General features: G+C 43.2%; 13 protein-coding genes. 12 read left to right on the top strand and 1 reads right to left on the bottom strand.

Features of this window, described 5'->3' with window-relative positions; genetic code table 11:
* Positions 1 to 128: 128 nt before the first annotated feature.
* Positions 129 to 596, top strand: a complete 468-nt coding sequence (locus AC5RDS_RS00085; RefSeq protein WP_118103585.1) for a calycin-like domain-containing protein — start codon at positions 129 to 131, stop codon at positions 594 to 596.
* Positions 597 to 736: 140 nt separating this feature from the next.
* Here the strand turns inward: AC5RDS_RS00085 and AC5RDS_RS00080 are convergent, their stop codons facing one another.
* Positions 737 to 1,990 (bottom strand): DEAD/DEAH box helicase, encoded by a 1,254-nt coding sequence (locus AC5RDS_RS00080; protein WP_013611743.1) that lies wholly within the window; start codon positions 1,988 to 1,990, stop codon positions 737 to 739.
* 214 nt (positions 1,991 to 2,204) lie between these two features.
* Between AC5RDS_RS00080 and AC5RDS_RS00075 the strand changes: the two genes are divergently transcribed.
* From AC5RDS_RS00075 to AC5RDS_RS00025, 11 genes are all read left to right on the top strand, one after another.
* Positions 2,205 to 2,597 carry a hypothetical protein gene (locus AC5RDS_RS00075; RefSeq protein WP_013611742.1) on the top strand — a complete coding sequence of 131 codons (393 nt, stop codon included), beginning with the start codon at positions 2,205 to 2,207 and terminating at the stop codon, positions 2,595 to 2,597.
* 169 nt (positions 2,598 to 2,766) lie between these two features.
* Positions 2,767 to 4,272: a F0F1 ATP synthase subunit beta gene (atpD, locus tag AC5RDS_RS00070; protein WP_118103587.1), complete on the top strand. Its 1,506-nt coding sequence runs from the start codon at positions 2,767 to 2,769 to the stop codon at positions 4,270 to 4,272.
* A gap of 103 nt (positions 4,273 to 4,375) precedes the next feature.
* Complete coding sequence (locus AC5RDS_RS00065; protein WP_013611740.1) at positions 4,376 to 4,609, top strand: F0F1 ATP synthase subunit delta/epsilon; 234 nt, start codon at positions 4,376 to 4,378, stop codon at positions 4,607 to 4,609.
* 36 nt (positions 4,610 to 4,645) lie between these two features.
* Entirely contained in the window at positions 4,646 to 5,695 is a 1,050-nt protein-coding gene (gene atpB / locus AC5RDS_RS00060) for a F0F1 ATP synthase subunit A (protein WP_013611739.1), read from the top strand.
* 47 nt (positions 5,696 to 5,742) lie between these two features.
* On the top strand, positions 5,743 to 5,997 hold the full coding sequence (atpE, locus tag AC5RDS_RS00055; RefSeq protein ID WP_013611738.1) for an ATP synthase F0 subunit C: 255 nt from the start codon (positions 5,743 to 5,745) through the stop codon (positions 5,995 to 5,997).
* Between the two features lie 6 nt (positions 5,998 to 6,003).
* Positions 6,004 to 6,507 (top strand): F0F1 ATP synthase subunit B, encoded by a 504-nt coding sequence (gene atpF / locus AC5RDS_RS00050; protein ID WP_013611737.1) that lies wholly within the window; start codon positions 6,004 to 6,006, stop codon positions 6,505 to 6,507.
* A 4-nt stretch (positions 6,508 to 6,511) separates the two neighbouring features.
* Positions 6,512 to 7,045 (top strand): F0F1 ATP synthase subunit delta, encoded by a 534-nt coding sequence (locus AC5RDS_RS00045; protein ID WP_013611736.1) that lies wholly within the window; start codon positions 6,512 to 6,514, stop codon positions 7,043 to 7,045.
* Between the two features lie 27 nt (positions 7,046 to 7,072).
* Entirely contained in the window at positions 7,073 to 8,692 is a 1,620-nt protein-coding gene (gene atpA, locus AC5RDS_RS00040; protein ID WP_022161459.1) for a F0F1 ATP synthase subunit alpha, read from the top strand.
* An 11-nt stretch (positions 8,693 to 8,703) separates the two neighbouring features.
* A complete protein-coding gene (gene atpG, locus AC5RDS_RS00035; protein WP_013611734.1) occupies positions 8,704 to 9,585 on the top strand; it encodes an ATP synthase F1 subunit gamma in 882 nt (293 codons plus the stop codon).
* A 236-nt stretch (positions 9,586 to 9,821) separates the two neighbouring features.
* Positions 9,822 to 10,103: a hypothetical protein gene (locus AC5RDS_RS00030; RefSeq protein WP_022161457.1), complete on the top strand. Its 282-nt coding sequence runs from the start codon at positions 9,822 to 9,824 to the stop codon at positions 10,101 to 10,103.
* A gap of 347 nt (positions 10,104 to 10,450) precedes the next feature.
* On the top strand, positions 10,451 to 11,098 hold the full coding sequence (locus AC5RDS_RS00025; RefSeq protein WP_195328780.1) for a hypothetical protein: 648 nt from the start codon (positions 10,451 to 10,453) through the stop codon (positions 11,096 to 11,098).
* Positions 11,099 to 11,499 lie beyond the last annotated feature (401 nt).

Raw genomic sequence — 11,499 nt, 5'->3', positions numbered from 1 at the left:
TTTATAATAACTCAATCCTAAAAGTTTTTTGTTTAACTTTCAAGGTTCGGTTTAGACGAGAAACAACCTTTTTTATTATTGACCGTATGATTAAGATTAGATAATAATTAGGATTAAACGGTAAGAAAATGATGAAAAAGAAACTCTGTTTTTTGATGATGGCTGTATTCTTTTTAGGGATGACAGCTTGTAGTGATGACGACGATGATAAGAAAGAAGCGGTGGCAGGAACCTATACGGGAACGATTACGGTGACGGATGAGGCAGGGACTCCGATCGGTGAACCACTGACCGGACAAAAGATTACCATTGTCGATGCAGGAAAAGATAGGATAAATCTCGAGCTGAAAGATTTTAAATTCGGCACGGTCCCTGTGGGGGATCTGGAGATAAAAAATGTTGCTGTGAACGATAAAGGAGAAGTGAACGGTAGCGCATCTCAGGTGCCGATTATGAATGGCGTTCTTCAGGCCGATATAACAGTGAGCGGGACGGTAAAAGATAAAAAAGCCAATTTGCTGATCGATGTGTCCGCACCTTTGACTCCCGGGACCGATCCGATTAAAATGAAAGTTACCTTTATCGGAGCCCGTTGACAGAGGAATTTTTCTCCAGGTTCGGGCATGAATTCGGAATGATCGGGAGGCTTGTCTGATACTGATTGGCGGAGCTGAAGTTCACCATTTATATTTTGTTTTCGGAACCGAAGTTGCGCCAATCAGCGTTCCTTTTCTCTTTAATTTTCCGGTTTATTGAAATTCTTCTTCCGGGTATAAGGACGTTTCCTTCCCGGGCGATTGTTTTTGAATTTTCCTCTCGGACGGCGCTCGAATGCCTGTGGGTTATAGACAGGGCCAGGACCTACAGTCGGTGGTAACGGAATTTTATAGATGTCTTTTTCTATAAATTCTTCGATTTTATGAAATTTACCCTGTTCCGGTTCGCAGACAAAAGTAATGGCTACACCATCTGCATTCGCCCGGGCTGTACGGCCGATGCGATGGATATAATCTTCCGGATCGTGGGGAACGTCGTAGTTGATGACCAGACCGATGTCGTCGATATCGATGCCCCGGGCAACAATATCGGTTGCGACTAAAATGTCGGTCTTTCCGTTTTTAAAGTCGAGCATCACCGCTTCCCGTTGTTCCTGTTCCAGATCGGAATGCATGGCTGCAACATTGAGTTTCATGCGCTTTAAAGAATAGGCCAGATCTTTTACCTTTTGTTTGGAAGAAGAGAAGATAATGGTTTTTTTGCGGTTGGGTTTACTGAATAGCTCCTGGATGATAGCCATTTTCTGCGTCTCATAACAGATATAAGCCGATTGGATAATCGCTTCGTTCGGTTTGGAAATGGCGATATTGATCTCTGCCGGATCTTTCAGTATCTGTTTGGCTAACTGCCGGATTTTCGGTGGTAAAGTTGCTGAAAACAGAATTGTTTGACGTTTTGTCGGCATCTGTTTGACTATTTGCATGATATCGTCGAAAAAACCCATGTCCAGCATCCGGTCGGCTTCGTCCAGAATGAAGTAGCTGACCTGTGAAAGATCGATACCGCTATTGGCGATGTGTGATAATAAACGTCCCGGAGTGGCGATCACCACATCCGCTCCCATTAATAAACCCTTCTTTTGCTGGTCCCAGCCGGCTCCGTCTCCTCCGCCGTAGACTACGGTCGTCGAAATGGGGAGAAAATAAGAAAAACCTTCGAATTGCATGTCGATCTGTTGGGCCAATTCCCGGGTAGGTACCATGATGACTGCGCGGATATGATTGTCGGGGTTACCCTCTGCGACTAAACGGCTGAGTAGAGGTAAGGTGTAAGCTGCCGTTTTACCGGTTCCGGTCTGAGCGCATCCGATGATATCTTTCCCCTCTAATATGACCGGAATGGTCTGTTCTTGCACTGGAGTCATCTCCTGAAAGTTCATAGCTTCTATTCCCTGCAGTACGTTCTCGTCTAAATTTACTTCGTCAAATCTCATAATTTATATCACTCAAATTTCGCTTCAAAGATACGATTTTTATAAATAATTAATGGTTTAATCTCTGGGACTGTTTTAACATTCTGTGTCCAAGTTAATTCCAATACAAAGATAATGGAAGTTGGGCAACTAAGAAGGGACATTCCGTTTTTTTTGTGGCATTATTTTTGTTATTAGTTGTTAGTGATGAAAAAATAGTTTATTTTTGAAAGCGATGAAGTTTCTACTGATATATGGGGTATTGTTTCTTCTTTTGTGGACAAAGGGGTCGGCAATCGACAGGGAAGAAAGCTTGACAGACTATACTGTCGAAGAAGGGATTGTGAATGAGTCTGTCCTGGTAGAAGTTCCGTCTTCAGATTTAAAAACCAACTACATTCCGTATTTTCTGTATCTGAAGGTTTTGAATCCGGCTACTCAAATCGATTTATCGGCCGGGAGTGATCAAAGCTGGAATATTTTATCTTATAAAATTCTGCACGGTGTCCAGAAAATTCATGTGCCTATGCGTTTGCAGATGTGGTATGCCTCCGAATGGATGAGGATGTTATCTGTCTGGCACGACAAGAGTTTTCTTTTGTACTTTTTAGGGAAACTTATCATTTAGCATTCTCGTTAAAAGAGGAAAAACCTGGTTCTACACAAATCAGGGGAAGGTGAAGTATGTGTAGTTCGTTCTGAGAATCGGTGACAAAAAGGGATATGCACGCAAGTGGATAAACAGGGGAGGTAAGGCTGATTCGGAAATTGTTAAATAATTAATGAAAATCAATATTATGGCAGAGAAGTTTGGATATGTAACACAGGTGATCGGACCTGTTGTGGATGTCATTTTTGAAAAGGACGGAGAGGATTTGCCTCCTATTTATGAAGCCTTACGGATAGAACGGGATAATGGCGAAAAATTGATTATCGAGGTTGAACAGCATATCGGAGAAGATACTGTCCGTTGTGTTGCGATGGATACGACCGATGGGTTGCGCAGGGGCATGAAAGCCTGGGATTTGGGACGTACACTGACGATGCCGGTGGGAAAACAAATCAAGGGACGGTTATTGAATGTCACCGGAGATGCCATCGATAAATTGGGAAAACTGGATTATACCGGTACGTTGTCTATTCATCGGGAACCGCCGAGATTCGAAGATTTAACGACGACTCAGGAGCTTTTGCTGACCGGTATCAAAGTGATCGATTTATTGGCTCCCTATTCCAAAGGAGGAAAAATCGGTTTGTTCGGTGGGGCCGGAGTCGGGAAAACGGTGCTGATCATGGAATTGATCAATAACATTGCCAAAGGGCATAATGGATATTCCGTGTTTGCCGGAGTCGGTGAACGGACTCGTGAAGGAAACGATTTGCTGAGGGAAATGATCGAATCGGGAGTAGTGAAATACGGTGAACGTTTTCAGGAAGAGATGAATGAAGGGAAATGGGACGTGAAAAGCGTGGATATGGAACAGGTGAGTCAGTCACAAGCTACCCTGGTGTTCGGACAGATGAACGAGCCCCCCGGAGCACGTTTACGGGTGGCCTTGTCGGGACTGACAGTAGCCGAGTCTTTCCGGGATTCTAACGAAGGAGGAAAGGAAATCCTGTTTTTTATCGATAATATTTTCCGGTTTACTCAGGCGGGTTCGGAAGTGTCGGCTTTGTTGGGACGTATGCCTTCGGCTGTTGGATATCAGCCGACACTGGCTTCTGAGATGGGAAAGTTACAGGAGCGGATCGCTTCTACTAAATATGGTTCTATCACTTCGGTACAGGCTATTTATGTGCCTGCCGACGACTTGACGGATCCCGCACCGGCAACGACTTTCAATTTCCTGGATGCGACAACCGTACTGAGCCGGAAGATTACCGAGCTGGGTATTTATCCTGCAGTAGATCCGCTGGAATCTTCTTCCCGTATCCTCGATCCGAATATTGTCGGGGAGGAACATTATAATACGGCCCAGCAGGTCATCGAATTGCTGCAGCATTATCAGGAATTGCAGGATATTATTGCAATTCTCGGTGTGGATGAACTTTCGGATAGTGATAAATTGGTGGTAAACCGTGCCCGGCGTGCTCAGCGTTATCTTTCACAACCGTTTCATGTGGCAGAACAATTTACCGGATTGCAGGGAGTTATGGTCCCCCTCGAAGAAACGATCCGGGGTTTTAAAATGATTCTCAGCGGAGAAATGGACGAATATCCCGAGCAGGCCTTTATGAATGCCGGAACCATCGAGGATGTGATCGAAAAAGGAAAGAAGATGATGAAAGAGGCGGCAAAGTAAAAGGTAAAAAGCTAAAAGGCTAAAGGTTATGGGCAGGTTATAGGCGGGAAGAAAGCGAAGAACTGGAGACTTGTTAGGTTGGAAATTTGTAATTTGTATAACTATGAGACTGGAAATAATATCTGCAGAAAAAGTGTTGTTTAAAGGGAATGTACAACGGGTGACTTTACCCGGTTCCCTGGGAACTTTTACTATCTTGGAACAACATGCCCCCCTGATTTCCACACTCACGCATGGAAATGTGGTTTATGATACAGGAGGAGGAGAAAAGCAACTGACGATCGATTCGGGAGTTGTCGAAGTATTGGATAATCGGATTGTCGTTTGTATTAATTAGCCGGTAACACTTGTAATTTCTGAAACGAAGTAAAATATGAAATTAATCAGGTATCTGTTAGGACTGAGTCTATTCCTGCTGGCCGGTCAATGGGTAAAGGCAGACGAAACAGCAGCAGAATCATTCAATCCCCAAAAGTCGATATTCGAACATCTGGGAGATGAATACGGATGGAATGTCTGGAATTTGCATATCCCGTTACCCGTGATTGTCAGGGATGAAGAAGGAGCATGGCATGTGTTCAGTTCTGCGAAATTAGCCGGCGGACAGGAATATGAAGGTTTTTATATTGCCGGTGAGGGAGAATACGAGGGAAAAGTGATTGCCCGGAATGCTTCCGGCCATATTTACCGGCCCTGGGATTTTTCGGTCACTAAAAATGTACTGGCCTTATTTATATGTGCTTTACTGCTTTGTTGGCTCGTCTTTCCATTGGTCCGGTGGTATAAGAAGAAACCGTATGAAGCGCCGCGGCGTGTAAAAGGAATGATGGAATTTGGAGTCGGTATGTTGTATGAGGAGTTGATTGTACCGATTTTAGGGAAAGATGCCCGGCGTTTCGGACCGTATTTGCTGACCTTATTTTTCTTTATTCTCTTGATGAATTTGATGGGCTTGATTGTTATTTTTCCGGGAGGTGCCAATCTGGCCGGAAATATGTCTGTCACTTTAGTGTTGGCTGTGTGTACTTTTGTCGTAGTCAACTTTTCAGGACGTAAGGGATATTGGAAAGATATTTTTTGGCCCGAAGTGCCGACCTGGTTGAAATGTCCGGTTCCGATGATGCCTGTCATCGAGATTTTCGGTGTGTTTACCAAACCGATTGCCTTGATGATCCGGTTGTTTGCCAATATGCTCGGTGGACATTTGATTACTTTGGTTCTGATTTCCCTGATTTTCATTTTTGCAGCGATGGGACCTGTGATTATGGGGACTTCGACCGTGATTGCCGTTGTGTTTGCTGTATTTATGGGATTTATCGATTTGTTGATTTGCTTCATACAGGCTTATGTATTTATGTTGTTGTCTGCCATTTTTATTTCTTTGGCAAGACCTGCGGAAACCGGGGCTCGGCATGAAAAATAAAAAAAGTAAAATAATATAAAATAGAATAATTTTAAAATTGAAAAGCTATGTTAAGTATGATTTTATTACAGGTCGCTGCCGGAATGAGTCTGGCAAAAGTCGGTGCTGCCATCGGCGCAGGGTTAGCTGCTATCGGTGCAGGTATAGGTATTGGGAAGATCGGGGCGAATGCCATGGACGCTATTGCCCGCCAACCCGAGCAGACCGGGAATATTCGTACGAATATGATCGTGATCGCTGCTTTGATTGAAGGTGTCGCTTTGTTTGCTATCATTGTATGTTTGTTGGCTTTGTTTATATAATCGTTTATGGGACTCTTTAAACCGGAGATCGGGTTGGTATTCTGGATGCTGGTGGTCTTTCTGATCATTCTGGCTATCCTGGCTAAATATGCCTGGCCCGTGATTATCCGAAGTATAGAACAAAGAGCGGATTTTATCGATAGTGGGGTGAAATTTACCCGCGAGGCAAAACAACGGCTGGACGAAGTGGAAACAAAAGTGGAAGAGATGCTGGCCGAAGCCCATAGAAAACAATTGGCTGCTTTACAGGAAACCGAACGGATGAAACGGGAGATGATCGAGAACGCAAAAAAAGAAGCTGCCGATGAAGTCCGGAAGATGATGGAAGAGGCAAAAGCTTCTATGGAACAGGCTAAACGGGAGGCCGAAAAACAAATGAGGCGACAGGTGAGCCGTTTGTCACTCGAGATCGCGGAGAAAGTATTGAGAAAAGATTTGTCGAAAGATACTGCTCAGGTAGAATTGGTGGATCGAATGTTGGATGAGCTGGAATCAGCTCAGAAACTGTAATGATATGGATGAAGGTTTAATAGCACGGAGATACGCTTTGGCTATGCTGAAAGTAGCACAGAAATATAATGCTGCGGAAGAGGTATATCAAAAAATGAAGACCTTCGAACAAAATTATATTTCCCATCCCGATTTACATAAGGCATTACTGAATCCGATATTGTCTCCCCGGGATAAAGAACAATTGTTGACGATCGCTATCGGGATCGAACCCGGAACGTTGTATCTGCGGGGAATCCGTTTGCTGATAAAAAATCACCGCGAGATGTATATCCGCTCTATTTGTCTGATGTACCAGAAGTTATACCGGAAGGTGTACCAGATCGGACGAATAAAGATTATCACGGCGGTTGCTTTGAAGCAGGAGACGCTGGACCGGATAAAAAAACTGGTGACGGACCGGACTTCCAGACAGATCGAATTTGTCGAAAAGGTAGATCCGGCTATTATCGGGGGCTTTGTACTCCGGGTAAATTCCATGCAGCTCGATTATTCAGTAGGCGGAGAGTTGAAAAAAATCGCAAAGCAATTGAAATAGGAGAGGATAAGTATAAATGATTAGATTATGATAAAACCAAGTGAAACATCAGATATTCTTCAGCAACAACTGGATAACGTTGATTTGAAAGCTGAATTTGAAGAAATTGGAACCGTATTGGAGGTGGGAGATGGCGTAGCCAATGTATTCGGGCTGGATAATGTAACTTCCGGCGAACTGATCGAATTTGAAAATGGGGTAAGGGGAGTTGCCATGAACCTCGAAGAAGATCAGGTGGGAGTCGTGCTTTTGAATTTGGGAGATCGTGTGAAAGAGAATTTTACGGCTAAACGCACCGGGCATATTGCTTCTATTCATGTGGGAGAAGGATTGTTGGGACGGGTAATCGATACACTGGGAGAACCCATCGACGGGGCAGGGCCGATTACCGGCGATCTGTTGGAGCTGCCTTTGGAAAGAAAGGCTCCCGGGGTAATTTATCGGCAGCCTGTTAAAGAACCTTTGCAGACAGGGATTAAAGCGGTGGATTCGATGGTACCTATCGGTAGGGGACAACGGGAACTGATTATCGGTGACCGGCAAACCGGAAAAACGGCTATCGCTATCGATACCATATTGAATCAACGTGAAAATTACCGGCAGGGTAAACCGGTTTATTGTATTTATGTCGCTGTCGGTCAGAAAGCTTCTTCTGTGGCAGCCTTGGTCAACGTATTGAAAACTCACGGAGCGATGGACTACACGGTAGTATTGGCTGCCAATGCGTCCGATTCGGCTGCCATGCGTTATTATGCACCTTTTGCCGGAGCGACGATCGGAGAATATTTCCGGGATAGCGGGAGGCATGCGCTGGTCGTATACGATGATTTGTCGAAGCAGGCTGTTGCTTATCGGGAAATTTCTTTGATTTTGCGCAGACCTTCGGGTAGAGAGGCTTATCCGGGGGATATCTTTTATTTGCACTCCCGTTTGCTTGAGCGGGCAGCCAAGATTATATCCAACGATGAGGTGGCTTCGGCGATGAACGACTTGCCCGAACCGTTGAAACCGGTGATCAAAGGCGGAGGATCACTGACCGCTTTACCGATTATCGAGACTCAGGCCGGCGATGTGTCGGCATATATTCCGACGAATGTCATCTCTATCACGGATGGCCAGATATTCCTCGAAACTTCTCTGTTTAACGAAGGAGTCCGGCCGGCAATCAATGTAGGCGTTTCAGTATCGCGGGTAGGAGGAAATGCTCAGGTGAAAGCGATGAAAAAGATTGCCGGAACCTTAAAAATCGATCAGGCTCAATACCGGGAACTCGAGTCGTTCTCCAAATTCGGAGGAGATTTGGATCCGGTCACTCAGATGGTGATCGATAAAGGACAAAAAAATGCCCGTCTATTGGTGCAACCTCAATATGCCCCGATGCCTGTAGAAGAAGAGATTGCTATTATTTATTGCGGAACCCAGGGTTTGTTACAACGGGTACCTTTAAAACATGTCGGCGATTTTGAGAAATATTTTCTCGATATTCTTCGGGTACGTTACCGGAAAGAAGTGTTGGATGAATTGAAGGTGGGACGTCTGGACGAAGTCGTCGCTGCTTTGTTGGAGGAAGTGGCTAAGGAAGTAGCCGATAAATTTGCTGCACCCGTGAAACAAACCGAACAAACCGAAGAATTTGTAGATAAGTAAAAAAGAGAAGAATGGCAACGATGCGTGAACTGAAAGGAAGGATCAATTCTGTCCATTCCTCTCAGAAAATTACCGGAGCAATGAAGATGATTTCTTCTGCCCGGTTGAGAAAGGCCGAGAACAAGTTACTTCAGGCCGAGCCTTATCGCCGGAAGTTATGGGAAATATATGCCCATATTGAAAAATCCGGTTGTGAGTTTCAGTCGCCATTGACAGTGAAGCGCCAGGTAAAGAAGGTGGCTATTGTTATTTTTGCTTCCGACGATGGATTGTGCGGAGCTTTCAATATCAATTTATATAAAAAATTGGTGGAGGAAGTACAGGCTTATCAGAAACGGGGTATCCGGGAAATTACCGTTTTTCCGGTCGGAAAAAAAATACTGGCTGAGGTGAAACGGATAAAGGGCATTCGCCTGGCCCGACATCCCGAAGCTTTTGAAAAGAAAGACTATATGGCGGCTACCCGGGAATTGGCCGATGAACTGATGGAAGATTTTTTGAAAGGAAAATACGACCAGGTAGGAGTTGTTTATGCACATTATAAAAGTATGGGCGTACAAATCGTGCGGTTACGTTCTTTTTTGCCGGTTATTGTAGAACCGGAAGAAAAAATAGAAACCACAGATCGGCTCGGTACCTGGTATATTTATGAACCCGGATGTGAACAAATATTAACCATGTTGTATCCCCTGATGATGCATGCTTTGATGTACGATCTGTTGATGGAAAATAAAACTTCCGAACAGGCTGCCCGTATTCTGGCGATGCAGATGGCTAATGATAATGCCGTGAAATTATTAGGTAAGTTGCAGCTGGAGTATAATAAATTGAGACAACAAGGGATTACTTCCGAACTGTTGGATATCGCTGGAGGCAGTAATCGGGAAAGTTAAGCCACTGAAGTGTTATTATATTGGATGTAAAAAATACCAACATTTAGGTATTGCAGGCTTTGTCTGTTACTAACTAACTTTGCAGATGAAAAGAATAACACGTCAGTCTACTACAGAGAAAAGAAACATAGCGTACACTTATTATCGAAGCAATCTGTGATTTTAAGGAAAGGAGGTAAGCATATAATCACTCAGCTTCTCAGTCTAAAAGCATTGACGTTAAAAAACTTGTTATTATGAAACGAAATTACATTTATCTCGCATGCATGACAGTATGTATGTTCGCACTATTTGCCATCAGTTCTTGTAGCAATGAAATGGACATGCCATCAAGCAAGATAGAGCACTTGCAAAAGATGAAACAACTTTGTGCTCAATATGGTTGGACGCAGATTGAGGGAGTTTCTCAAGAAGAGGTTGATAAATTTCTTCTGTCGGAAGATTACGAAAAGACCAAGGAATTCTTTGAATTTGTGAAGACAGGAGGGGAAACAATTAATTTGACAGATCTATCTTAAGTTTCACAACAGTCCAGTTCTTCAACACGGGCGAGTGGGGTAAAGCTCACATATGTACTTCGAGGGCAACACAGTTCCCACGTCGCGACATCAACAACGGAGATGATTGTCTGGTATAATAGAAAAGAGTTGGATGTAGTTAGTACAAAAGTTCACTCTAATCCATCATGTACTTGGACTCCTAACTCGACCTCTACATTTTATTTTTACAGTAACAGATGTGACATAACTGTTACTGGGCGAATAAAATGGGGATTTGTGACAAGAGATATGACGATGAAAGCTTATATGATTCTTAGACCAAATTCAGAAGTGGTTTCAGAAGGCAGGATTACAAGTTTTAGAGGATGAAACACCAGTCGAAGGAGAATAGAGCAAGCATAGTGCTCTTCTTGCTGTTTTTGTGTTTTGTAACTCCGAGAGCAAAATCTCAGGTGTTGCTTGAGAACGACTCCTCAGTCGTTTGCAAGGTGATAGACATTGTAAATGTTGGTTTATCGACGGAGATACAAAAGAAATACGAGAAGGAATACATTGCAACATCTGTAATCGTCGGATACAACTTACGTAAGAATGAAGTGGAGTTCTATTGGTTAGATGACAGGTATGACTTCGATTTATACTCCTTACAAAAAGGCGATAGCATAACTCTGCATTATCCTCATATGTCAATAGACAATAGGAAGAGAGCAATAGCTATGGACAATCACAGTTTTCAAGAACGTATAAGAGAAAACGATAGTATCTATGTTGATATTGACTTTTTTGACATTGAAAAGAAGTTGGGGTTGCCCCCCTCTCTGGACGATGGTCTATTCCTTAAGTGGGAAATTGCAAAACGACGCTTCATGGAGCATATAATAGAAGATAACCAAGGCTTACATACATTAGATACTGAGAACGCAGATGATTTGCGTTTGTCTAAGCGTACATTCGGTCAATTATATTGTATATACATATTAATGCACAATGAAACCATAAGGAACAAAGAGTAGCCAAATGCATGATATCGAAGGAGTCGTATTCTAAAGAGTATGGCTCCTTTTTTATGAAGAAACCTCTCTTTCGTGGAGGCTCTCTCTTTTGCTAAAGAATTGAACGATAAGGAAAAGATCAACCTTGTACGGTATATAGTGCTTATGAGCAAGAACTCTTAGAGACAAGCGATGAAGAACTTAATAATGAAAGTAAACTTTTTGGACGATTATTTAGAAGAATCTTTAGTCGTACCGATAAAAGTTTAAAATGGATTGATAAGTATGATGACAGAAAGCATTTTTATAGAAGAGGTGGTGCTTGTGGTCCTTGGGTTTGCGGATATATCCTTTATGTAAATCAAGGCAAAGATAAATATGATTTCTTTTATAATAATGCTTCTTCATTTGGAGAGTTTGGT

It is taken from the genome of Odoribacter sp. (assembly GCF_985060555.1).
Note: the sequence above shows the minus strand (reverse complement) of the source record. Positions and strands in the feature narration are given on the sequence as shown.